The organism is Sporofaciens sp. JLR.KK001 (assembly GCF_036941055.1).
GTDB lineage: Bacteria > Bacillota > Clostridia > Lachnospirales > Lachnospiraceae > Sporofaciens.
Map to the genome: position 1 here is coordinate 2,523,715 of NZ_JAYMNO010000001.1, position 23,606 is coordinate 2,547,320.

Genomic DNA, 23,606 nt, shown 5'->3' on the forward strand with positions numbered 1-23,606 from the left:
CAATATGATATGATAGATTTGTAGTTAATAAACGGGTTGAATGGTTGGAGGAGGAACAGTGAGCGGATTAATATTAGAGCAGGCACAGAAGCTACTGCTTGAGAGAGTGAACAGGATTAAGGATGTGGAGGAAGTCACGCTGTGGGATGCGGCGCGGCGGGTGCTTGCAGAGGACGTGTACGCCAGGCATGACCAGCCCCCGTTCCCAAGGTCGCCTCTTGACGGGTATGCGGTAAGAAGCGGGGACATCCGCACGGCCGCGAAGGATCAGCCTGTGCGTCTTAAGGTGTTGGAGGAAGTGGATGCCGGGCATGTGGGCAGCAAGTGCGTGGAGCCGGGGACTGCCGTGCGGATCATGACGGGAGCGCCCATACCGGACGGTGCGGACTGTATCGTCGGGCAGGAGGATACGAACTACGGAGAAGAGACGGTGGAGGTCTATGAGCCGGTTGGTTCTTATGAGAACTACTGTTTTACGGGTGAGGATTACAAGGCGGGCACGAAGATCTTAGGAGAGGGGATGACGCTTGGCGCCGTGGAGATCGGGATTCTGGCGAGCCTTGGCTTAGAGAGTGTTTCCGTGTACAGAAGTCCTAAGGCTGCAGTGATCACCACCGGGGATGAGATCATACTGCCGGGGGAGGAGCTTACAGGCGGGAAGATCTATGATTCGAATCTCTATACGCTGGTGACAAGGCTTCGCATGTGGGGAATGGAAGTGACTGCCGGAAAACGGGTGGGAGACGACCCTAAGGCTGCGGCAGAGATGATCAGGGATGCTGCGAAGGAGGCGGATCTTGTGGTTACGACCGGCGGAGTGTCCGTGGGGAAGAAGGATATCATGCATGAGGTGGTGAAGCTTCTCGGATGTGAGACCATCTTCTGGAAGATTGCGGTGAAGCCGGGGATGCCGACTCTGTGCGCACAGTATCAGGGGAAGCTTCTGGTCTGTCTGTCAGGGAATCCCTACGGGGCAACCGTGAACCTGGAGCTTCTGGTGCGCCCGGTGCTGGAGAAGATGTCGGGGAGGCCGGATCTTAAGATCAAAAGGGAGCGTGCCGTGATGGAGAGTACATTCCCCAAGATGAGCCGGGTGACCAGATACGTCCGGGGATACTGTGAAGATGGTAATGTACGGATCCCCGACGGGTCGAATGCGTCGGGAATCTTAAGTTCCATGTGCGGGTGCAACTGCCTGATCGAGATCCCGGCAGGGACACAGCGGCTTGAGCCGGGAGATGAGGCAGTGATCGTACGGTTATAGTTTGAATCTGTTGTGCAAGGGAGTTTGTCTGAACGGTTACGCCTGTACAACTTTGCTTCCGATCGCAGCGGAGAGGAAGATCCACACGAACATCTTGACGGGGAAGCATAGAGATAGTACCATGGTCACGGCGAGAGGCTTCTTCATGATCCCGCCTAAGAGGGCGGATGTCACGACTGCGGCGGCGAACACCACATGCCCTGCGCTCTCCGGGAATACAAGGCCTGCAATCCCGTATCCTAAGCAGACTCCTGCGAAGATGACAGGGAAGAAGTGCCCTCCCGCAAGTCCGCTCTGAATACAGAGATTGGTCAATAGTATCTTGAAGAAAGCCATAGCGATCAGCCATAGCGGCAGGTAATCCAGATAGGTTCCCATCAGCACGCCCATCTGCTCTTCGCCGGAGAACAGGGCTGCCGGTACGGCAGAACCGGCGATTCCAAGGCAGAGACCTCCCATGGTTTCTCTTAATATAGAAGGAAGCTTCCCGGCGAGGTGTGCGCATCCGTGATGGGTCAGTTGATAGAACCTGGCAAGGATGCAGCCGCATAGGATGTAGACGATCATCATCAGATAGTCTGTCCGTACCAATTCCTGCGGCGGAAATGACGGGAATCCGCTCATCCCGGCCCCGAACAGATGGGACAGGAGCAGATAGGCTCCGAACCCGGATGCGATCGTAATTCCATAGACGAAGGTCTTAGAGGTCCTGGTAAGATCAGGGATCTCTTTTTCTTTGTTCTCTTCTTCTACAGCGAAGATTCCGAACAGGGGAGAGTGGAAGAGAAGGCTTAAGGTGACGGCCATGCCGACTTTGGAGTATTCCCTTGCATTGCCCTTGGCGAATTTCAGATTATCTCCCGCCCAGTAACATAATCCGACGATGATTCCGGTCAGTCCGGCCTCCGGGCCGACGCTGCTTCCGATTACCAGCGGAAGGAAAGCGGCGATGAGCATTACCGGCATGTTTCGGTATTCATAACGCTTCTCCTGCTTGATTTTGCCCAGAACGGCAGTCAGTTCTTCCGGGTAATCTCCGCATTTCTTCCGGAAGATCCCGATCAGGGCGCCGCCCGCGGTGCAGACGAGTATCGGATAGAAAGGCCAAGTAATCTTTCCTGGAATCCATTCCCAGAGAAAGGACGTACCGACTGAGACTGCCTTTAAGAACAGCCAGATAACAGCGCTTATAAAGGCGCCTACGATCATGCAGAACAGAGTTAGATTCCATTGATTTTTAAGCTTTATTTTGTTCATAGTGATTCCTCAACTTGGGTGTTTTGATTATGAGATGCGCACTCTAATTATAAATGCAGTGAGGAAATAATCCGCAAATCTGGGGTAAAAAGTAGATTTTTGGGGTAAAAGAATGATATAAATACAGTATGATTTGTTAGAATTTATAGAGGAAAGGATGTGGGGATCATTCCATGAACATAGCAGTAGTAGAAGACAGCAGGCGGGAGGCAGAAGAGTTGATCCGGTTTCTGGAACAATTTGGCAAGAAGCATGGCTGTGATCTGAGAATTTCATATTATATGAATGGGGAGGATTTTCTTGCGTCCCTTGGGAAAAATGATTATACAGCGGTATTCTTAGATATTTTCCTGGGGAAGATGAGCGGAATGGAGGCTGCCGGGCGGCTGTGGGAATATAATCCGCAGTGCCAGATCATATTTCTGACATCGAGCAGAGAGCATATCCGGCAGGCATTCCAGGTACATTGTTTTGATTATATAGATAAGAAGGATTTCACATGTGAGCGGATCTTCGAGGTGATGGAAGACCTTAGAAGGAAGCTTCCTTCCCTGAACCGGTATCTGGAATTTGTCAGCGGGAACCGGTCTGTACGCCTTCCGATGAATAAGATCCAGCACGTGCTTTCAGACAATAATTACACGGTATTCGTGATGGAGGACGGGAAGGAGTACCGATACAGGATTCCCTTTGGCAATATCTTAGAGCTGATGGAACCGGCAGAGAATTTCCTGAATTGCAACCGCGGTGTGCTGCTGAATATGAATGATATCGTGAAGGAAGAGGCGGATGTGTATGTGATGAAGAGCGGGCAGCGTTTCCCGATCCGAAGATTGGACCGTGCGCTGATCAAGGACCGGTATCATCAGTATCAGTTTGCCAAATTAGAGGAAATGTGAGGAAGAACGGTATGGAAGATATATTAAGCTATTTATTATATTGTTCAATAATAATTCCTTTGATTCCGCTGTGTTTCTATCCTGTGCAGGGATATATTAAGAGCCGTATGCCTGTCCTGATCGTGAAGATCATTCTGGCGCTTTCAGCGGCGGCAGTGTTGCTTGCGCTGATCGGAAGCTTCATAATTCCCCTGCCCAGTCAGACGGATTATGTGTTGGTTCCTGTTGGTATCTATTGTTTCTATCTATATAACAGGGAAGTGAAGATCTTATTTACCAAGAAATTATTCGTGTTTCTGACAGCCTGTGTGGTAGGCGGATATTCGTTTTTATTTGCCACGGTGGCTGACTATACGATACATCCGACCAGTAATTATCTGAATTTTTCAACAGAAGCGCTGACCGTGCAGATTCTCATCCTTGCCGCGGCAGATGTAGTCCTGTGCTGGCCGTTATCCAAATACCTTGGATGGGTAATCTCGAATCTGCATGAAGAGGCGATATGGAAGAGGGTGTGGATCTTCCCGGCGCTGTTTTTCGCGGCGACCTTCTGTATGTTTCCGCGGGAGTACAGTACCATGTATGTGTGGAAAGTCAGAGAGCTCTATCCGGTAGCCTTGTGTCTCTTTGTATTTTTGGGTATTCTGGTCTATTTCCTGTTCTATGTGGTCGCATATACCTATGTGGAGAAGCAGAGGACGGAGATTGCCAACCGGATGCTTGCCATGCAGGGGAAGCAATATCAGCAACTACTGCGGACGGTGGAGGAGAACAGCCGGATCCGGCATGATTTCCGGCATCAGCTCATTGTGATCGCAGAGCTGGTAGGGCAGAAAGAGTATGAGAAGCTGGAAGAATATGTCCGCAAATATATCAACGACGGGCAGGCCGAGGTGAAGCTGTATTCTTATTCGGCTGCGGTGAATGCGCTGATCTCGTATTATGAGTCTGTCTGCATGAGGAGGGGGATCCGGACGGAATTCGCGGTGTCTCTGCCGAACCGGCTGCCTGTGTCGGATCAGGACTTCTGCGTGATGCTGGGGAATCTGCTTGAGAATGCAATAGACGGGAGCGGGGAGCTGGAAGATCCGTATATCTGCCTGAAAATCGGGCAGACATCGTCGAATATGCTGGCGGTCAAGGTAATGAATCCGTGTCAGGGAGAGCTGGTCAGGGAGAACGGGCATTATCGTTCCACCAAGAGGGATGGATACGGACAGGGATTGGAATCTGTGAACCTGATTGCAGAGAAATATCAAGGCGTGATGGAGATCCTGGCGGATGGGAAGCTATTCACCGTTAAGGTGCTGCTGCAGATACCGGGCAGGAGTGCAGGCAGTTCCTAAGGTTCTGGTTTTTGGAGAGGAGAGAAGAGATGGATACATTTCTAGTGAATACGGTTATTTTCCTGGCACTGGTGGTGGTGTTCGGTTATTTGAACGAGAAGGTGACGCGGTTCACCCATGAGATCGCATTAATGTTGTTTGCAGTGATACTTGGCGGGGCGTTGGCGGTATTTGGCGCCGTCTCTAAGGGGACGGGGGCCGTATCGCAGATACTTGAAGAGGTTCAGTTCTTTAATCTGGAGGGATTCCTGATCGAAGGTGTCTTATGCTTTATGCTGTTCGCGGGCTCCTGTCATATGAAGCTTCTGGATTTTAAGAAGCATGCGAGGGCGATCTCGCTTCTAGCGGTGGGGGCTACATTTCTTGGCGCCGTGTTCTACGGAGTGATCTTCTATGGCGCCGGGAAGCTTCTGGGGCTTACTCTTACGCTTCCGGTCTGTCTGATGTTCGGGAGTATCGTTGCGCCTACGGATCCGATCGCCGCGACCAGTATCCTGAAGAAGTTCCATCTGCCGCCTGGGATCAGCTTCATCATCGAGGGAGAGTCTCTTCTGAACGACGGGATGGGAGTGGCTCTTTTTATCTTCTTCTCAGGGATGGTCACGGCCGAAGGAAGCGGCGGTTTCTTTGCCGTCATGGCGAAGGAGCTTCTCGGAGCTGTAGTTGTGGGGATACTTGTGACGGCGGTCTGTTTCCCCATATTCAGCCATACGAAGGATGAGTCAAGGCAGATCTTCACCAGTCTGCTGGCGGTGTCGCTGGCGTATGTACTGTGTGAGGCCTTCGGATTCTCCGGGGCGATCGCCTCTGTTGTCTGCGGCGTTTTGTTCTCTGCGCTTCGCAACCGGTCGGAGCAGAAGGGAGCGCCCCTTATGCTTAAGCAGTTCGATATCTTCTGGGGGATTCTGGATACGCTGCTGAATTCGATCCTGTATGTCATGCTTGGCCTGTCATTTATACATATCCTGCAGATGCCGCATGTATTGTTCTTGTCGGTACTGGCGGTTGCCGCCAACCTGATCGGGCGGACGGGCAGCCTTGGCGCGGCGTCGCTGTTCATCGGCCCGCTGCCGGACGGGTATCGGAAAGGGCAGTTTATCAGGCTGCTGACCTGGGGAGGCCTTAGGGGAGGCCTGTCGGTAGCGCTCGCTATGAGTACCCAAGGAATCGTCCCCGATGAGATCTATCATGTGATCCTGGGCGGGACATATGCGGTGGTATTCTTCACGACGATCGTTCAGGGCATGACGATGCGCAGGGTGTACGAGAATATTCAGAGGAGCTAATCGAATGAAATTATACAAGAAGCTTACGGTGATATTTGCCGTGTGTATCTTAAGCTTCGGAATACTGGCATGTGCGGCGGGTTTCAAAGCGAATTACCGCCGGGAGCAGGAGCGCAACCAGGCTTATCTGCTTCGGTGTGCGCATCTTGCGGCGAAGATATTTCGGCAGTCAGACGTGGCAGAGCTTGCGTCAGACGGTGACAGCATTTATTATCAGGACTGTAAGAGAGAGATGGACCAGATTCAGAAGGAAATGGGATTAAAGTATGTCTATACCTATGTCCCCTCTGAGGATGGGAGGTCGCTGACGGTCGCAATGATCTCGGGAATGACAGAGGATACCGGGTGGAAGCCGGGACAGATCGTGGAAGAAGAGGTACCTTCGGAGGCGCTTCATGTATATGAGGGAAGGGAAGAGAGCGGCTTTCGGATCGTCAGGAATCAATATGGCTATGTGGCGACCGCGTACTGTCCGGTCTATGGGCCGGACGGAAGGATCCAGGCAGTAACGGGCGCGGATCTGGAACGCCTGGAGGTTGTGTCTGCGTATTTCAGGGAGGTCAGATGGGTATCCGCATGGATTCTTGCAGGCTGCGGGGTACTGTTCTTCCTGCTTCGGTACTTAAGCCGGCGCTGTGTGATCCGTCCTGTCGTAGAATTGTCGGAGCATATGGGACACTTCGTAAGAGACAGGGAGGAAGGGAGAGAATTTGCACGGCTCGCGGTCAAGAGCCGGGATGAGATCGGGCAGATGACCGAGACATTTAACCAGATGGCGGAAGAGCTTGCATACTATATAAAGCAGACGGCAGATATGGCGGCTGCGGCGGAGCGCAAGAGGGCCGAGATGGAAGCCGCAAAGCGCATCCAGGAGGCAAGCCTGCCGGATGGAGATGACCCATATAAGGACGATCCCCGCTTCAGCCTCTATGCCGGTATGAAGGCGGCGAGACAGGTCGGGGGTGACTTCTATGATCATTTCAAGATATCCGATGACCGGCTTGCCACCGTGATCGGGGATGTCTCCGGCAAGGGGATCACGGCGGCGCTGTTCATGATGCGTGCCATGACATTGATAAGAGAGCGGACACTGGAAGGAAGCGCTCCCTCCCGGATACTGGAGCAGGCCAATCAGGAGCTATGCGTCAGAAATCCATCGGGAATGTTCGTCACAGTATTCATCGGGATTCTGAACCTGAACACCGGAAGATATAGCTTCGCCAGCGCCGGTCACAATCCGCCTTACCTGTGCCGCGGTAATTTTGAAGCCATTCGCCTTGAATCAGGAGTCCCGTTAGGACTGTTTGAAGACGAAGAATATGTAAGCGCCGACCTGGAACTGAATTCCGGCGACAGCCTGTTCCTATACACAGACGGCATAACCGAAGCCATGAACCGGGGGAAAGAACTATGGGGAGAAGTACGGCTTAAGGAGGCATTGAATCTGCATCAAGATAAAACATGCGCCGAACTGCTCCATATGATTGACCATGCTGTAGCCGAGTTCGCAGGCGATGCAGAGCAGGCCGACGATATCACCATGCTCTGCCTGAAATATAATTGAAAAGAACACAAGGAGGATTCACCATGACAATCACAATGAAAACAGAAGGCACCGCTGCCACGCTCCACGTAGAGGGCTGGCTTGATACCCAGTCTTCCCCTGATCTTGGGAAGGCGGTCAAAGCGCTCCCGGAGGAGACGGCCGCCCTGATACTGGATTTTAAGAAGCTGGAGTATATCTCATCCTCCGGCCTTCGGGAAGTAGTAGCGGCATATAAGAAGATGAAGGATAAAAACGGCACATTCTCTGTGATCCATGTAGGGAACGAGGTCATGGATGTGTTCCGTCTTACCGGGTTTGACAAGAAACTGGATATCAGAAGCGCAGGAGAGGTGATAAGATGAGAGATGATTTTGCATATTACGGCGATATAGTCAGGGAGCCGGAGCTGGATTCCTGCCTGCTTGCCGATCATGACGGGACGGGAATGACGGAAGCGGAATATATACACAGTGTGAAGAAGGAAGCGGCGCTGGCGGCGGCTTCTTTTTGTATGGAACGGGAATGGGATATGATAGAGTTGGCAAAATCAGTCCTGATGCTTGTATTATCGAAGTATACCGGCCATACGGCGGCGCTGGCGGCAGTTGCGGCAAAGGGGCGGTTGTTCCCGGTATTCCTTGACAGCGAGAAGACGCCGGATTTCCGGGAGTATTATGGCGGCTATATCAGGCAGGCGGAAGATAGCAGGATGCATGATGAGATTCCCTTTGAAGAGCTTCGGGCGGAATTCGGATGGAGTTCTTTTCCTTATCTTACGAGTGAAGCCGGATTCTATGATTCCTTCTCGCTGGGGGATTATCAGGACAGCAAGGCGAAGCTTGGGATCTGCACTGTAATTGCAGGGCGCAAGCTTGTAGTGAAGGTAAAATATAACAGAGAAATATACGATCAGAAGACGATAGAGCGATTCCTTGAATCCTTTGATGCGGTCCTTATGCAGGTTGCAAAGGGAGAAGCCCGGATCGCGGAGTTGTCTCTGCTTACGGATAACTTGTCGGCAGAATTGGATGCATTGAACCGGACGGAATGCCCTTATGATGAGAATCGCACGGTGGTAGATCTGATCCAGGAGGCAATCGGGCGCTATGGTGACCGGACGGCGGTAGTCTATCGGGACCATAAGATGACCTATCGGCAGTTCGGGGAGATGACGGACCGGATCGCATCTTACATCCATTCCAGAGGAATCGGAAGGGAGGATGTGGTGGCGATCCTGATACCCAGATGTGAGTATATGCCGGCTGCGGCTTACGGCGTGGTGAAAGCAGGAGCGGCTTATCAGCCGTTGGATCCAAGCTATCCGCCGGAGCGGCTGAAATTCATGATGGAGGATGCGAAGGTAAGGCTTCTGATCGCGGAGGAAGCGCTGCTTCCTTTGGTGCCGGATTATGAGGGGGAGGTGCTGACGATAGAGGAGCTTGCCGGACTGCCGGACGCTGCGGCGGCAGAGGAGCTTAAGCCATGGTATCCGTCTAAGGAGGATCTGTTTATTCTGCTCTACACCTCGGGAACGACGGGGCTTCCCAAGGGTGTGATGCTGGAGCACGGCAACCTTGCGGCCTTCATCCACTGGTATCGGAATTATTATCATATGACGGAAGACAGCAGGGCGGCGGCGTATGCTTCCTTTGGTTTTGACGCCAACATGATGGATACGTATCCGGCCCTGGCAAGCGGCGGGCAGGTACATATTATTGAGGAAGAGATCCGGCTTGAGCTTCTCGCGCTTCGGAATTACTTCGAGAAGAATCAGATCACCCACAGCTTCATGACGACCCAGGTGGGAAGACAGTACGCCAGCCTGTTCCCGGATGCCAGGTATCCGAAATACCTGTCTGTGGGCGGGGAGACGCTTGTCCCTGTCGCTCTGCCGGAATACAGATTCTATAATGTCTATGGGCCGACGGAGTGCACCATCCTTACGACGGCATTTCCGATGGACCGGATGTATCAGAACGTTCCGATCGGCAGCGCCAATCAGAATATCCGGCTGTATGTGACCGACCGTCACGGGAAGCGGCTTCCGGTCGGTGTTCCGGGCGAGCTGTGGATTGCCGGGCCTCAGGTGGGAAGAGGATATCTGAACCGTCCGGAGAAGACGGAAGAGGTCTTTATCAGGAATCCGTTCTCTCAGGATGAGGGTTACCGGAGAGTCTACCGTTCCGGTGACATCGTTCGTTTCCTTCCGGATGGAAATATAGAGTTCATCGGAAGGAATGACGCCCAGGTGAAGATCCGGGGATTCCGCATCGAGCTTACGGAGGTGGAAGGAGTTATCCGCGAATTCGGCGGGATCAGGGATGTTACGGTTGCAGCCTTTGACGAGGCGGGCGGCGGCAAGTTCATTGCGGCTTACGTTGTCTCTGACGATCCGGTGGATATCGGCGCGCTGCATGCATTTATCCGGGAGAGGAAGCCGCCTTATCTGGTTCCGGCGGTCACCATGCAGATTGATCAGATCCCGCTCACCCAGAACCATAAGGTCAATAAGCGCGCCCTTCCGGTACCTAAGAAAGAGGCGGAAGAGATCGTAAGGCCGAAGGATGAGGTTCAGCAGAGGATCTATGACTGTCTGGCGGAGATTCTGGGGTATGAGGAGTTCGGGATCACGGAGGATATTCATGAGGCGGGGCTTACATCCATCGGCGCGCTTCGTTTTATCGTGATGCTGTCCAGGGAATTCGGGGTTACGGTCAATATCAGGGATCTGACAGAGTATTCTACCATAGAGAAATTGGGGGCATATATAGAGAATGCAGAGAGGGAAGGCGCAAGGGAGATCCGGGAGAAATATCCGCTGACACAGACGCAGCTTGGAATCTATGTGGAATGTATGATGAATCCGGGGTCAGTCTTCTATAATCTGCCGGGGAGCTTCACATTCTCAAGGGAGGTTCCGTTCAGTATAGAGAGTCTTGGCAGAAGCATAAGGAAGGTGATAGACGCCCATCCTGCCATGAAGTGCAGTATCCGGACGGATGAGAACGGAGATACCTTCATGTATCCGAATGAGGACAGGGAGGTTGTGATCGAGCAGTTTGCCGGGACGGAAGAAGAGTATGAGACGTTCTTTCAGAACTTTGCGAAGCCCTTTGACTTGGCAGAGGGGCCGTTGTATCGGATTGCCACATTTCTGACCAGGGAACATCTGTATCTGGTGACGGATTTCCACCATATCGTCAGCGACGGGACATCGATCGCAATCTTTGCCGAAGAGCTTGACCGTGTCCTCACCGGGGAGGAGCCGGCAGGAGAGGACTATTCGCAGTTTGACATAGCCGTAAGCGAGGAGAAGGCAAGAGAGAGCGAGGCGTATCAGAAGGCCAGGGCATACTATGATTCCGTATTTGCCGGGGTGTCCGAATGTACGGTTGTGGACCGTGACGTCTATGACGAGGAGGAGAGCTGCGGCTTCTGCCGCCGCTACAGCAGCAGACTGTCCCCCAAGCGGGTGGAGAGTTACTGCCGGAAGCATAAGATCACGCCGAATGTGTTCTTCCTCTCTGTGATGGGATATGTGCTGGGGAAATACGCCGGGAGCGAGGAGGCCTGCTTTACGACGATCTATAACGGAAGAGGCGACGGCCGGACTGCGGGTACGGCCGGGATGCTGGTGAAGACGCTGCCGGTGCTGTGTATGCTTGAGGAACAGACGGAGATCCCGGATTATGTAAGCCGTGTGCAGGAACAGCTCTTGTCTTCCATGGCTAATGATATCTACTCCTTTGCAGAGATCAGCAGGGCATATGGGATCCGTCCGGAGATCATGTTCGTCTACCAGGGGGATGATTTCGTGGAGTTTGAGATCGGCGGGCAGAAGACCGTCTTTCGCGAGGCGGTGTCCGATCGGGCGAAGGCGGCGATCTCTGTGAATATCTTCCTGGAGAACGGGAAGTACCGGTATGAGTTCGAATACCGGAAGAATATGTTCAGCGAAGCGTTCATAGAAGATCTGTACGAGGTCTTGACGGAGGCGGCAGTAAGCTTCCTTGGGGCGCTGACCCTTGGAGACGTGAACATCCTGTCGGCAAGGCAGGAGAGGCTGATCGAGAGCTTCAACGAGACGGACTATCCGGTGGAGCCGGTCAGTGTGAATCGGTTATTTGAAGCGTGGGTGAAAAAGGCACCTCAAAGGACGGCGGTGATCGCAAACGGAGAGAAACTGACCTATGAAGAACTGAATCATCTGGCCAACCGGCTTGCCCATTCCCTGATCGGGCTTGGAGTGAAAGAAGATACCATCGTGGGCCTGATCTTAGAGAGAAGCGTCAACGTCTATATCACCAGGCAGGGAATCCTGAAGGCAGGCGGCGCATTCCTTCCGCTGGTGCCGGAGTACCCGGATGACAGGATTGATTTCTGCCTGACGGATGCCGAGTGTCCTTATGTGATCACCACGGAGCAGATCAGGGATGAGAGAAGCGCCTTGTGGGCAGGCAAGCCTTACCGGGTATTGACGGTGGAGGAATTATTGAAGGCAGAAGAGGGAAGGGAGGAGGAATGGGAGTCTGATCCCGGACTTGCGATTCAGACCTCTTCTCTGGCATACTGCCTCTACACCTCGGGATCCACGGGACGGCCCAAGGGTGTGCTGATCGAACACGGCAATCTCTGTAACTTCGTCAACTCCAATCCAAAGAATCCGGAGAGCACCAGTTATACGGCCAATGGAACCGTATCCCTTGCGCTGGCTTCTATCTCTTTTGATGTGTCGGTCATGGAAGAGTTCATACCCCTGTGCAACGGTATGACCATCTGTATGGCCAACGAGGAGGAGATCCACAATCCGCTTGCCCTTGCCGAACTTCTGATCAAGAATAAAGTGGACATCATGAAGTGTACGCCGTCATATATGACGAATATCATAGAGGTTCCCCAGATGCGGGAGGCTCTTGCCGGAGTGAAGGCATTTGTCATAGGGGCGGAGCCCTATCCGCAGACACTCTACGGTAAGATGCGAAGGGTCAATCCGACGGCTGTCATCGGCAACAGCTACGGGCCGACGGAGTGTACCGTGAGCTGTACCACGAAGATATTGGAGAATGACGGCGAGATCACGATCGGCGGTCCGCTCACGAATATGAAGCTCTATGTGGTTAATCGGAAGAATAAGCTTCTCCCGGTGGGAGTAAGCGGCGAGCTGATCATATGCGGAGCCGGTGTGGGGAGAGGTTATGTGAAGCTTCCGGATAAGAACAGGAAGTCCTTCTTTAGGCTTCGCGGGCTTCCTGCCTATCACAGCGGGGATCTTGTCAAATGGAACCGAAAGGGCGAGATCGTGTTCCAGGGGAGGCTTGATAATCAGGTGAAGCTTCGAGGACTTAGGGTGGAGTTAGACGAGGTTGAGGGTGCGATCAACACATTTGACGGAGTGAAGACAAGCAAGGTGATCGTAAGGAGTAACGGAAGCGAAGAGTATCTTGCAGGATATTTTACGGCGGAGAAGGAGATTGACCTTGCCATGCTCACAGAGCATTTAAGATCGAAACTCACCCATTATATGGTGCCGAATGCCCTGATGCAGCTTGAGAAGATGCCCCTTACCGTCAACGGAAAGATTGACAAGAAGCAGCTTCCCAAGATCACTTACCAGGCGGCAGAAAGAGAATATGTGGAGCCTGTTACCGAACTTCAAAGGGAACTGTGCGGCAAATTTGCCGAGATCCTGACTCTTGACAGGGTAGGGATTACGGATAACTTTTTCGAGATCGGGGGCACATCCTTAAGTGCGACGAAGATTGTCATGTATGCGATCACAGAGGGGTATCCGGTGGTTTATAAGGATGTCTTCGCCAACCCAACGCCGAAGAAACTTGCTGAATTCATTGAAGGGAAAGGGGTTCAGAAGACAGAGTGTAAGGATGCGGCGTCGGATATCAAGGAGTATGATTATTCTGCAATCTGCAGGCTGCTCTCAAGGAACTGCAGCGAGAATGTGGAGCAGATCAAAGAAGGAAGCCTTAGCAATATCCTGCTTACGGGCGCGACCGGATTCTTAGGCATCCATGTGCTGCGGGAATTCCTGTTAGGCTATAAGGGCAGGGCATACTGTCTGGTGCGGAAAGGGAATTATCCATCCAGCGAAAAAAGGCTGATGAATATGCTGATGTATTACTTTGATACGCCGTTTCTGGATGCGTTTGAGGAACGGATCGTGTGTATCGACGGCGATATTACGGACCGGGATATGGTGCTAAGCCTTGAGGCGCTTCCATTTGCCACGGTGATCAACTGCGCGGCCTGTGTGAAGCATTTTGTGAAGGACGATCTGTTGGATCGGATCAATGTGGAGGGCGTCAGGAATATCACAGAGCTCTGCAGGCGGGCGGGCAGGCGTCTGGTACAGATTTCAACCACGTCCGTGGCTGGAGAGGGCAATGCGCATACGGTGCCGTCTACGAAGCTCATGCGGGAAGACGAACTGTACTTCGGCCAGATCTTGGAAAATGATTATATACGGACGAAGTTCCTGGCAGAACGTGTGATACTGGAGGCATGTGCAAAGGGCGAAGTAGAGGCGAAGATCATCCGTGTGGGGAATCTCATGAGCAGGAGATCAGACGGAGAGTTCCAGATTAATTTCGTAACCAATGGGTTCATGCGTGCCCTGGCGGCATACAAGACTCTGGGATGCTTCCCAATGGGAATGATGCATGCGCCGGCGGAGTTCTCGCCCATTGATTCCACGGCTCTGGCAGTGCTGAAGCTTGCGGCAAGCGATGGTGGTTTTACTGTTTTCCATGCTTATAACAGCCACCGGATCTATATGTCGGATGTGATCTATGCCATGCGCTCCTATGGGTTTGCCATCCGTATCGTACCGGATGACGAGTTCGAGAGGGTTCTTCATGAGACGGCGAAGGAAGGAGAGAAGAGCGATGCGGTTCTCGGCCTGATCGCCTATGCATCGGATGACGAGGAGCGGCGCTATGAACTGAAGTCGGATAACTTGTTTACAGCAGAAGCCCTCTATCGTCTTGGATACAAATGGCCGATCACGGACGACCGGTATCTTGAGAATGCGATCGGTGCGTTGGATGGGCTGGAGTTTTTTGGATAAAGAAAGAGGATTCTATGGAGAGAAATGAAAAATTGATCAAGACCAAGCTTTGGCAGTATCTCTTGCCGAGTATTATGATGACTGCCGCGCTTCAGCTGGGGAATATCGTGGATACCATGCTTGTGGGCAATATCCTGGGGGCGGATGCCATGTCGGCTGTCAAGGTGGGAATGACCATAGACCATATCATGGAAATCCCGGGATATGTCCTTGGGGTGGGCGGAAGCGTCGCGGCGGGAATCCTGCTTGGGAAACGGAAGAGGGATGAGGCGAACCGTGTATTCTCCGTGACGCTGACGGTGAGTATGCTGTGCGGGATATTATTCGCGCTGCTTTCGGTCACATCGCCGATGCTGGCAAAGGCACTCACCGGGGGCGGCTCCCTCTTGAGGGATGTGGAGAGATTCGTATTCGTGACTCTGCTTGGAGCGCCGGTTATCAGCCTTGCGCTGCAGTTTATGAGCTATGTGGCAGTGGACAATAACCCGTCGGTAGCGTCTGCCTACGTGATCGTATCCAATGTGATCAACCTGGCGCTGGATTATCTGATTCTTAAGTTCACGGCGCTTGGGACGGCGGGAGCCGCATTGTCGACGGTGCTGGGGTACGGGATCGCGATGCTGGTGCTGATCCGCTATCTTCGATCTCCCAAGCGGATGCTTCGGTATGTGATGCCCTTTGGGGGCGGGAAGGACAGGAAGCATCCGGGGGAAGACGCGAAGCAGGGGCGAAGGGAAGGCCAGGCAGCGGGCGCTTTTGTACTGGCTTTCTCAACGGGAGTGCCTACGCTTCTGTATATGATCTTCCTGACCCTTAAGGATCTGGGACTGAATACCATGATCGTGCGTCTGATCGGGAATGACGCGATGGCGGTCTATACCGTGTGTACCAATGTGGTACTTCTGGTAGAACTTCTGGTGGGCGGGATCATCGGTACCATCGCCTCGATCGGCGGGGTGATCTACGGGGAGAAGGATTACTTCGGAATCCGAAGCCTTGTGAAGCATGTGCTGCTGTACAGCTATGCCGTACTTGCCGTGTTACTGGTTATCCTGCTGGTATTTCCGGAAGCTGTGGTTGCATTATTCGGTATCACAGGCGGCGCTCTTTTGGAGATGGCAGCGGCGGCCCTTCGGATCTTCGTGTGTTCTCTGCCCTTCTATCTGCTGAATAAATTTATGACAACCTACTATCAGAGTACGGAGAAAACGAAGTTATCGGGGATCGTGACATCGCTGCAGACTTGTGTGGCGATCCTCCCGCTTGCCGTTGTATTTCTCTTTGCGGCAAGGGCGGCTGGGCTTGATCTTCTGAACGCGCTGATGGCGGCATTCGTGTTCAGCGAGATCCTTACGGCTGTGACCGTATGCATCTACCGGAAGATGAAGTATAAGGGACAGGGATTCCTGCTTCTTCCTAAGAGAGAAGAGGAGGCAGTCTATGATATCTCGGTGGTCGCGGACTTAGAAGAGGCGGAGCGTGTTCCAAGAGAGATAATGGAGTTCTGCCAGGCGCATCAGGTAGATGCGGGGAGGGCGAACCTCCTTGCGGTGGCGGCGGAGGAGATGCTGGTGAATATTATCCGGTACGGCGGGAAGAAGGCGGATACGATAGATATCAATCTGTGTATTACGGAAGATATTCTGCTGTTCCGGTTAAGAGACAACGGAGTCCCGTTCGATCCTACGGATTATTCGGCGGATACCGGAGAGTATGAGATCCATGGGATCGAGGTGGTGAAGAATATCACGGACCGGATGCAGTACATGCGGGTGCTGGATCTGAATCATACAGTAATAGAGATGAAAAGAGGATGCAGGGAAAGTTGATTTCCCTGCATCCTCTGAATGGTTACGGCAATTCAAGGATGAGATATCTTGAACTTGAGTGCCAAGACATTCCTGGAGTCCTCATACGCATAGCTGACATCGTCCACGAATCCAAATGCGATCAGTCTCCCAAGTCCCCCGATCTGTGTATCCAGGTCATAATCGTCGGGATCTGCAGGGTTATCGAGAGGGTTGAAGGGTCTTCCCTCATCACGGAAAGTCATGACGATCGGTCCTGTAGCCTCAAGGGTAATTTCGACAAGCCCGGCCTCCCCTTCATAGGCATAGGAACAGATGTTGACGAATACTTCCTCGGCGGCGAGGCATAATTTCTTCTTCGAGGCATCCGGGATATCGGGATGTTCCATGATAAGCGTCTGTACGAGCCTAAGATTATCAAGCCGGGCTGTTATGGTCATTGCAATCAACCTCTGTAAATCTAATGAAATAAAAATGTCCGCAGGGCTTCTTCTAACTTCTCGATATCCACCGGTTTGGAAATATGTCCGTTCATACCGGCTTCCTCGGATTTCCTGATATCGTCTGCGAAAGCGTCCGCCGTCATGGCGACGATAGGGATCGTCTTAAGATCCTCTCTGCCGGACGACCGGATCGCCCTGGTGGATTCATATCCGTTCATCACCGGCATCTGGATATCCATGAAGATCAGGTCATAGTAGCCAGGTTCGTGCTCAAGCACACAGTCAACTGCGAGCTGGCCGTTCAGAGCCTGGTCTGCCTGGATGCCTACGATATCAAGAAGTTCTGATGCCACCTCGATATTCAGCTCATTGTCCTCCACCAGAAGGACTCTCTTGCCTGAGAAATCCTGCTCCTTGAAGGAATCAAGCGCAGTGGCAGGTCTCTCGTTGTTACCAAGACCCAGAACATCCTTCAACACTTTCATCAGTCTGGACTTGAACAAAGGCTTCTCGATAAATGCGTCGATACCCGCATCCATTGCCTGCGCCTCAATATCTGACCAGTCATAGGCCGACAGGATAATGAGAGGAATATCATTGCCGGTCAGGCTGCGGATCTCCTTGGCCGTAGTCAGGCCATCCTTTCGCGGCATCTTCCAGTCAAGGATTACAACGGCGAAGTCTCTTGCGGCCTTACGGGCTTCGATGATGCGCTTGATGGCAGAATCACCGTCAAGCACATATTCTGCATCCATGTTTAGGCTGTTCAGAATCTCGCAGGCGCTCTCGCAGGCAGCTTCCTCATCATCTGCTACAAGCACCGGAAGAGAAGAGAAGGCTTCAATATCCGCCTGTGTAATGTCGTTGAGTTTCAAGTATACCTGAACGGTGAATCTGGAGCCTTCTCCAAGAGTACTCGCTACCTTGATGTCGCCGTTCATCATACGGGCGATGTTGACGGCGATACTCATGCCAAGACCGGTTCCTTCGATCTTGCCGATGCGCGAATCTGCAGCGCGGGAGAATGGTTCGAAGATCTTCTGGATATAATCCTTCTCCATTCCGATACCGGTATCCTCAAAAGTAAATTCAAAGAATCCGCTGCCTGCAATATGTGAAGGCTTCTCTTCAATATAAAGGCTGATCTTTCCGCCCTCTGGTGTGAACTTGACCGCGTTGCCCATGATATTCATGAATATCTGCTGCAGCCGCTGTTCGTCGCCGATCACGCTCTCGTGTTCCACATTGACCACGTTCACGCAGAGTTCCAGATTCCTGGCTTCCATCTGGGAATGGAAGATGGTCAGCAGATTCTCGAAGGTATCGGACAGGTTAAAGATACCCTCTGTAAGGCTGACTTTCCCGCTCTCGATCCGGCTCATATCCAGGACTTCATTGATCAGTCCCAGAAGGTGCTTGCTGGAGACGGTGATCTTGCCAAGAGCATCGAGGACGCGTTCCTTATCGTCTATATGCATGCCGGCGACAGCGGTCATACCAAGGATGGCGTTCATCGGTGTGCGGATATCGTGGCTCATCCGGGACAGGAAATCGCTCTTTGCCAGGTTGGCGGCTTCTGCTCGTTCTGCTGCCAGAGCGAGCATCTCTTTCTGTTTCTCTTCACGGTGGATGATCTCGTCTATACTTCGGATGGTCAGCGTAATGGCGGTTGCTTGTTCCCCGTCCATCTCAGCTATGGTGGCGACGGTGGAGCACCATTCGTATTTGCCGTTTTCATCGATACGTTTATACTGAAGTTCAATGTGGTCCTCGGTCTCCAGAAGCTTTACGATGTTAGACAGATCAAGGAATTGCTGTACCTGTTCCCGGTGCTCTTCTGCAATGATACCGGCTTCAAAACGCTTGGATACGAATTCTGTGTTATAATCTCCGGATTCTGTATTCCTGCCGCGGTGGGGATAGAGCATATCATATCTGCCGGTGAGCATATCAACGTAATAGATAGCCCGATAGGCCCGTGCCGTGCTGTTCATGGCATTCTGATAGATCCGGTTGCGGTCTGCCATCCGATTGCGCTCTTCTACAAGGAGCTGGTTTTGTTTCTCCTGCCTGTATTCCCTGACAGCCTGGAAGATGATCAGCGCCAGGCCAAGGAGGGCTACCATGATACTTATGTAGTTAAAGGTGTCAAGACCTGTAAAAATCTCGGATTCCGGTATGGTCAGTATAGCCGTCCATCCGTTCGTCATTTGGTGAAAATAAACGTTACGGGCATGCCCGTCCATGGCTATGACATTCTCCAATACCTGACTTCCCTTAGCCAGGTTAGACTGCTCCATAAATCCGTCTACCAGCACCTGGAATTCATCGTAGGTGTGGTCGGTAGCGGCCTTGAAATAAAGCAGGGTTCCTTCTTTGTCGATCAGGTAGTAAGAGGCATTCGCCGGAAGAGTGAGGTTCTCATTATTCAGCTCGAAATAAGAGAACATCATATCAATGGCGAGAAAGCTTCCGGTAGACGGGACGGTCTTGCACATGGTGATCACGTTCTGCCCGGTTACCACATCAACATATGCCGGGGAGATATAGATCCCGCCGTCTGCCGCTGCGGCGCCCTGATAGTAGTCCGTATCGGTGACATCATAGTCTTCCATATCTTCGATCTCCGGAATGTTAGATATGAAATGATCGTCGTCAAGAGCCTTGCCATAGACCTGAATATTCTCTGGGCCGTAAAGCTCGGTCAGGCCGTTCATGAAAGGGTAGAGGCCTTCCTTGAGCTCCTTGAGTGAAACGCCGTCCTGTTCACGTTCTTCGATATAGTTCACGCTGAGAGTCAGAATGGACTCACAGGCGCGCATATTGCTCTCTTCGGATGTGGAATAATTCTCCACGAGTGAAAGTCCCATCTTGTTGGTGTTGTCCATCAATGAATTGCGCAGGATGTTCGTACACAGCATGATCACCAGGATAAACATCACAAGCACGATCATGTTGTTCCGCATCTTCCTAAGTAACTGTTTTTTCTTCTTTTTACTCATCATAGCTTAAGCCCTCTTCATTCCTGTCTGCCATATTTAAGATATATTTTACGCTTTATTGGAATGAAAATCAATAGTTCTTGAGACGAAAACGGACACAGCAACCTTCTCTGGTGTTGTGTCCGTTCCGCATGCATATACTAATCTTCGTCAGCATCCGCGCTGTCTGTCTCTTCTGGTTCAGCATCCTCAGCAGCGGCCTCCCCGGAAGCTTCTTCGTCAGCTTCCTCGCTCTTGGCGGATGGATTCAGAGAAACATATTCACGGTCTGATACAGGCTTTAAGTCACTGTCAAGATCGAAGTCGTCGTCTTCAAAATCATCATCAAAATCATCATCCTCACAGGAATCTTTTTTCTTTAAATAATAGATAAGGCCTGCGATCGCGCCGCCTGCTGCTGCCAGCCCCATTAAGCCTTTGCCCAATTTCTTCATGATAATTATATCTCCTTTCAAAAATTATATTCTAATATCTATCATATCACACATTGCATTATTTTTCCTCTAAAATAATAATAAAATGTGTGTAAAAAATAAGTAATCTGTTAGATTATTGGAGGAAACTGTGTTAAACTGTTGTCTGTGGTTACAAAAAGGAGTGTGTATTATGAACAAAAACCAGGCGTCCGGAACGGCAAAGAAGGGATTATTCCGTATCATTTTCAGCAGAACCGGAATTATTCTGCTGATGCTGCTGATTCAATTAGGGTCTATAGCGGGATCGATCCATTATCTGCAGGCATATCTTCCATATATTTATGGAACGCTGATCGTGTTAGAAGCAGTGATACTGATATACATCATCAATACGAAGGGCAATCCGGCGTTCAAGATGACATGGATGCTGTGCGTCCTGGTATTTCCGGTGTTTGGAGTGATATTCTATATCTTTGTGCAGATGCAGGTGGGCACCAGATTCCTGCAGAACAGGCTGTCGACTTTAAGGATCGAGACGGCTCCGTATATGCAGCAGGATCCGGAGATCGTGGAGAACCTGTGGGCGAGCAAGTCTGCCAATGCCCATCTGTCCTATTATCTGTCCAGACAATTAGGGTTCCCCACCTACCGCAATACGTCGGTCCAGTATTTCCCGCTGGGGGAGTATAAGCTTGGAGCGATGCTGTCGGAGCTTAAGAAGGCCAAAAGATACATATTCATGGAATATTTTATCGTGGAAAAGGGATATATGTGGGGAACGATCCTTGAGGTCCTCAAGGAGAAGGCGAAGGACGGCGTGGAGGTCCGATTCATGTATGACGGCATGTGCGCCATATCCATGCTGCCTTATAATTATCCAAAACAGCTTGAGAGATTCGGGATCCAGTGCAAGATGTCGAATCCCATCAAACCGTTTCTGTCAACGACACAGAACAACCGGGACCACCGCAAGATCTGTGTGATCGACGGCAAGGTTGCATTTACCGGAGGGATCAACTTAGGAGATGAGTACATTAACAGGAAAGAGCGGTTCGGACACTGGAAGGACACGGCGGTCATGCTTAAGGGGGACGCAGTGCAGAGCCTGACCATGATATTTCTGCAGATGTGGAACGTAGAAGAGAGGCGGCCCGAGAGATATAAGAAATACCTGACGCCCAAGAAGACGGAGCTTCACAGAGGCTTAGGCTATGTGATCCCCTATGCGGACAGTCCCTTTGACAATGAGAATGTAGGTGAAGAGGTGTATTTCCACATACTGAACCATGCGAAGAAGTATGTACATATCATGACGCCTTATCTGATACTGGACAATGAGATGATCACCACGCTTACAAGGGTGGCAAAAAGCGGGATCGAGGTCATCATCATCATGCCCCATATCCCGGATAAGTGGTATGCGTTTGCGGTGGCGAAGACATACTATAAGGAGCTGATAGAGAGCGGCGTCCAGATCTATGAGTATACGCCCGGATTCGTCCATGCCAAGGTTTTTGTATCGGATGACGACACGGCTACGGTGGGAACCATCAATCTGGATTACAGGAGTCTCTACCTGCATTTTGAATGCGGCGTATTCATCTATAATAATCCAGAGATCGACAGGATCGAGAAGGATTTCAAGAAGACGCTCAAGAAGTGTCACAAGGTAACGCTGGTGGAGGCCAAGGAGAGAAGCCTGCTCACCAAGCTGTGCGGACACGTGCTGCGGATGGTGGCGCCGCTTATGTAAAGCAAAAGTTTTAAAATGCATTTTACAGAAGCCGGAAAATATAGTATAATGTTATCTGGTTTTGAGTGGATTATAGTTAAATGATAACGCAGGAGGAATTGATATGGTAAGAGCAGTAGTTGGCGCCAATTGGGGAGACGAAGGAAAAGGGAAGATTACGGATATGTTAGCCGAGAGGGCGGATATTATCGTAAGATTCCAGGGAGGAGCGAACGCGGGGCATACGATCATCAATGATTACGGTAAGTTTGCGCTGCACACCCTGCCATCCGGTGTATTCTATAGCCATACCACGAGCATCATCGGAAATGGTGTCGCACTGGATATTCCGGTTCTCTGCAAGGAGATACAGTCTGTTGTCGACAGGGGAGTTCCGGCGCCGAAGATCCTGGTATCAGACCGTGCGCAGATGGTAATGTCATATCACAAGAATTTTGATGCGTATGAGGAGGAACGGCTGGGCGGAAAGTCCTTTGGCTCTACGAAGTCAGGGATCGCTCCGTTCTATTCAGACAAGTATGCGAAGGTCGGATTCCAGGTAAGCGAGCTGTTTGATGATGAGCTGCTAAGGGAGAAGGTAGTAAGGATCACGGCACAGAAGAACGTGTTGCTTGAGCATCTGTATCATAAGCCGGCGATTGATCCGGATGAGCTTTATAATGAGCTTCAGGAATATAAGAGGATGATAGAACCGTATGTATGCGATACGTCGCTCTATCTCTACAATGCGTTGAAAGAGGGGAAGGAGATTCTTCTTGAGGGACAGCTTGGAACGCTTAAGGATCCGGATCACGGGATCTATCCTATGGTGACCTCTTCCTCTACATTGGCAGCCTACGGGGCAATCGGGGCAGGAATCCCGCCGTATGAGATCAAGAAGGTGATCACAGTATGCAAGGCTTATTCCAGCGCGGTAGGAGCCGGCGCGTTCGTAAGTGAGATCTTCGGAGAGGAAGCGGATGAACTGAGACGCCGCGGAGGCGACGGCGGCGAGTTCGGAGCGACTACCGGACGTCCAAGGAGGATGGGATGGTTCGACTGTGTTGCTTCTAAGTATGGATGCAGGATGCAGGGCGCGACGGATGTGGCGTTTACAGTGCTTGACGTACTTGGGTATCTGGATGAGATACCGGTATGCGTGGGCTATGAGATCAACGGGGAGGTGACGACAGATTTCCCTGTGACACATCTGCTTGAGAAGGCGAAGCCTGTCTATAAGAAGCTTGCAGGATGGAAATGTGACATCAGGGGGATCAAGACTTATGAGGAACTGCCCGAGAACTGCCGGAAGTATATCGAGTTCGTAGAAGAGCAGATTGGGTATCCGATCACGATGGTTTCCAACGGACCGGGAAGAGACGATATCATCTATCGCGGATAAGTATATAGAGGGCCTGTCAGGGGATGAGAGTTTGGGCTTCCCCTGGCGGCTCTTTTTACATTTTAGATACATTTCCATAGGATTTTCGAGATTTCTCCTGGATATAATACCGCATATAGAAAAA

14 protein-coding genes are annotated in these 23,606 nt (G+C 51.5%); 10 read left to right on the forward strand and 4 right to left on the reverse strand.

Annotated features, from left to right (window positions below; all coding sequences use genetic code 11):
• Positions 1 to 58: 58 nt before the first annotated feature.
• Positions 59 to 1,264 carry a molybdopterin molybdotransferase MoeA gene (locus VSQ62_RS13065; RefSeq protein ID WP_334635321.1) on the forward strand — a complete coding sequence of 402 codons (1,206 nt, stop codon included), beginning with the start codon at positions 59 to 61 and terminating at the stop codon, positions 1,262 to 1,264.
• Positions 1,265 to 1,300: 36 nt separating this feature from the next.
• On the opposite strand, the gene VSQ62_RS13070 is transcribed toward VSQ62_RS13065, so the two are convergent.
• Positions 1,301 to 2,521: a chloride channel protein gene (locus tag VSQ62_RS13070; RefSeq protein WP_334635322.1), complete on the reverse strand. Its 1,221-nt coding sequence runs from the start codon at positions 2,519 to 2,521 to the stop codon at positions 1,301 to 1,303.
• 173 nt (positions 2,522 to 2,694) lie between these two features.
• Between VSQ62_RS13070 and VSQ62_RS13075 the strand changes: the two genes are divergently transcribed.
• Genes VSQ62_RS13075 through VSQ62_RS13105 form a run of 7 tightly spaced genes read left to right on the forward strand, consistent with a single transcriptional unit; the run spans position 2,695 to position 16,508 of the window.
• On the forward strand, positions 2,695 to 3,420 hold the full coding sequence (locus VSQ62_RS13075; RefSeq protein ID WP_334635323.1) for a LytR/AlgR family response regulator transcription factor: 726 nt from the start codon (positions 2,695 to 2,697) through the stop codon (positions 3,418 to 3,420).
• An 11-nt stretch (positions 3,421 to 3,431) separates the two neighbouring features.
• The gene (locus VSQ62_RS13080) at positions 3,432 to 4,766 is read left to right on the forward strand and encodes an ATP-binding protein (protein ID WP_334635324.1); all 1,335 of its coding nucleotides are present in this window, start codon (positions 3,432 to 3,434) and stop codon (positions 4,764 to 4,766) included.
• A 29-nt stretch (positions 4,767 to 4,795) separates the two neighbouring features.
• A complete protein-coding gene (locus tag VSQ62_RS13085; protein ID WP_334635325.1) occupies positions 4,796 to 6,052 on the forward strand; it encodes a cation:proton antiporter in 1,257 nt (418 codons plus the stop codon).
• A 4-nt stretch (positions 6,053 to 6,056) separates the two neighbouring features.
• Complete coding sequence (locus VSQ62_RS13090) at positions 6,057 to 7,616, forward strand: PP2C family protein-serine/threonine phosphatase (protein ID WP_334635326.1); 1,560 nt, start codon at positions 6,057 to 6,059, stop codon at positions 7,614 to 7,616.
• 23 nt (positions 7,617 to 7,639) lie between these two features.
• A complete protein-coding gene (locus VSQ62_RS13095; RefSeq protein ID WP_334635327.1) occupies positions 7,640 to 7,960 on the forward strand; it encodes an STAS domain-containing protein in 321 nt (106 codons plus the stop codon).
• Positions 7,957 to 14,679 carry a non-ribosomal peptide synthetase gene (locus tag VSQ62_RS13100; protein ID WP_334635328.1) on the forward strand — a complete coding sequence of 2,241 codons (6,723 nt, stop codon included), beginning with the start codon at positions 7,957 to 7,959 and terminating at the stop codon, positions 14,677 to 14,679. The genes VSQ62_RS13095 and VSQ62_RS13100 overlap by 4 nt, the downstream gene beginning before the upstream one ends.
• A gap of 14 nt (positions 14,680 to 14,693) precedes the next feature.
• Positions 14,694 to 16,508 (forward strand): MATE family efflux transporter, encoded by a 1,815-nt coding sequence (locus VSQ62_RS13105; protein WP_334635329.1) that lies wholly within the window; start codon positions 14,694 to 14,696, stop codon positions 16,506 to 16,508.
• A 32-nt stretch (positions 16,509 to 16,540) separates the two neighbouring features.
• On the opposite strand, the gene VSQ62_RS13110 is transcribed toward VSQ62_RS13105, so the two are convergent.
• The 3 genes from VSQ62_RS13110 to VSQ62_RS13120 all read right to left on the reverse strand — a co-directional run bounded on the left by VSQ62_RS13110 (position 16,541) and on the right by VSQ62_RS13120 (position 20,366).
• A complete protein-coding gene (locus tag VSQ62_RS13110; RefSeq protein WP_334635330.1) occupies positions 16,541 to 16,927 on the reverse strand; it encodes an ATP-binding protein in 387 nt (128 codons plus the stop codon).
• Between the two features lie 20 nt (positions 16,928 to 16,947).
• Positions 16,948 to 19,935, reverse strand: a complete 2,988-nt coding sequence (locus VSQ62_RS13115; protein WP_334635331.1) for a response regulator — start codon at positions 19,933 to 19,935, stop codon at positions 16,948 to 16,950.
• 137 nt (positions 19,936 to 20,072) lie between these two features.
• Complete coding sequence (locus VSQ62_RS13120) at positions 20,073 to 20,366, reverse strand: hypothetical protein (RefSeq protein ID WP_334635332.1); 294 nt, start codon at positions 20,364 to 20,366, stop codon at positions 20,073 to 20,075.
• 172 nt (positions 20,367 to 20,538) lie between these two features.
• Between VSQ62_RS13120 and cls the strand changes: the two genes are divergently transcribed.
• Positions 20,539 to 22,101 (forward strand): cardiolipin synthase, encoded by a 1,563-nt coding sequence (cls, locus tag VSQ62_RS13125; RefSeq protein WP_334635333.1) that lies wholly within the window; start codon positions 20,539 to 20,541, stop codon positions 22,099 to 22,101.
• A 103-nt stretch (positions 22,102 to 22,204) separates the two neighbouring features.
• Positions 22,205 to 23,482, forward strand: a complete 1,278-nt coding sequence (locus VSQ62_RS13130) for an adenylosuccinate synthase (protein WP_334635334.1) — start codon at positions 22,205 to 22,207, stop codon at positions 23,480 to 23,482.
• The last annotated feature ends 124 nt before the right edge of the window (positions 23,483 to 23,606 follow it).

What these genes read in the sequence shown, in the direction of transcription:
- VSQ62_RS13120 (WP_334635332.1), bottom strand. Translation starts at nt 20,366, where the DNA reads ATGAAGAAATTGGGCAAAGGCTTAATGGGGCTGGCAGCAGCAGGCGGC.
- VSQ62_RS13090 (WP_334635326.1), top strand. Translation starts at nt 6,057, where the DNA reads ATGAAATTATACAAGAAGCTTACGGTGATATTTGCCGTGTGTATCTTA.
- VSQ62_RS13130 (WP_334635334.1), top strand. Translation starts at nt 22,205, where the DNA reads ATGGTAAGAGCAGTAGTTGGCGCCAATTGGGGAGACGAAGGAAAAGGG.
- VSQ62_RS13085 (WP_334635325.1), top strand. Translation starts at nt 4,796, where the DNA reads ATGGATACATTTCTAGTGAATACGGTTATTTTCCTGGCACTGGTGGTG.
- VSQ62_RS13115 (WP_334635331.1), bottom strand. Translation starts at nt 19,935, where the DNA reads ATGATGAGTAAAAAGAAGAAAAAACAGTTACTTAGGAAGATGCGGAAC.
- VSQ62_RS13075 (WP_334635323.1), top strand. Translation starts at nt 2,695, where the DNA reads ATGAACATAGCAGTAGTAGAAGACAGCAGGCGGGAGGCAGAAGAGTTG.
- VSQ62_RS13080 (WP_334635324.1), top strand. Translation starts at nt 3,432, where the DNA reads ATGGAAGATATATTAAGCTATTTATTATATTGTTCAATAATAATTCCT.
- cls (WP_334635333.1), top strand. Translation starts at nt 20,539, where the DNA reads ATGAACAAAAACCAGGCGTCCGGAACGGCAAAGAAGGGATTATTCCGT.
- VSQ62_RS13100 (WP_334635328.1), top strand. Translation starts at nt 7,957, where the DNA reads ATGAGAGATGATTTTGCATATTACGGCGATATAGTCAGGGAGCCGGAG.
- VSQ62_RS13070 (WP_334635322.1), bottom strand. Translation starts at nt 2,521, where the DNA reads ATGAACAAAATAAAGCTTAAAAATCAATGGAATCTAACTCTGTTCTGC.
- VSQ62_RS13105 (WP_334635329.1), top strand. Translation starts at nt 14,694, where the DNA reads ATGGAGAGAAATGAAAAATTGATCAAGACCAAGCTTTGGCAGTATCTC.
- VSQ62_RS13110 (WP_334635330.1), bottom strand. Translation starts at nt 16,927, where the DNA reads ATGACCATAACAGCCCGGCTTGATAATCTTAGGCTCGTACAGACGCTT.
- VSQ62_RS13095 (WP_334635327.1), top strand. Translation starts at nt 7,640, where the DNA reads ATGACAATCACAATGAAAACAGAAGGCACCGCTGCCACGCTCCACGTA.